Source organism: Psychrobacter sp. S1-30-MNA-CIBAN-0213 (assembly GCF_040309845.1).
Lineage (GTDB): Bacteria > Pseudomonadota > Gammaproteobacteria > Pseudomonadales > Moraxellaceae > Psychrobacter.
Genome location: NZ_JBEOPE010000165.1, coordinates 1 through 241 on the forward strand (window position 1 = coordinate 1; position 241 = coordinate 241).

The window sequence follows — 241 nt, forward strand, 5'->3', positions numbered from 1 at the left end:
ATTTATAAGCAAGCTCATCAAACATCAGCCCGCTACGACAAAGACGAGTCGGAATTTGCGGCGACAGGTTTAACGCCCGAATACTTAAACGAGTTTGCAGCGCCTTTTGTTAAAGAAAGCCGCTTAAAGTACTCGGTTAAATTTGTAGAAAACCAACATTTAGCCATCAATGGCACAGAGCTTGTAATAGGTGAAATCACTGATGTGTATTTAGATGAAGTAGCACTTCAAAGTGATGGCT

Annotated in this window: 1 protein-coding gene; it reads left to right on the top strand. The window is 41.1% G+C overall.

Annotated elements, in window-relative coordinates:
• A partial coding sequence (locus AAEY87_RS14355; protein WP_350657653.1) for a flavin reductase family protein occupies positions 1–241 on the top strand: 241 nt, incomplete at both ends.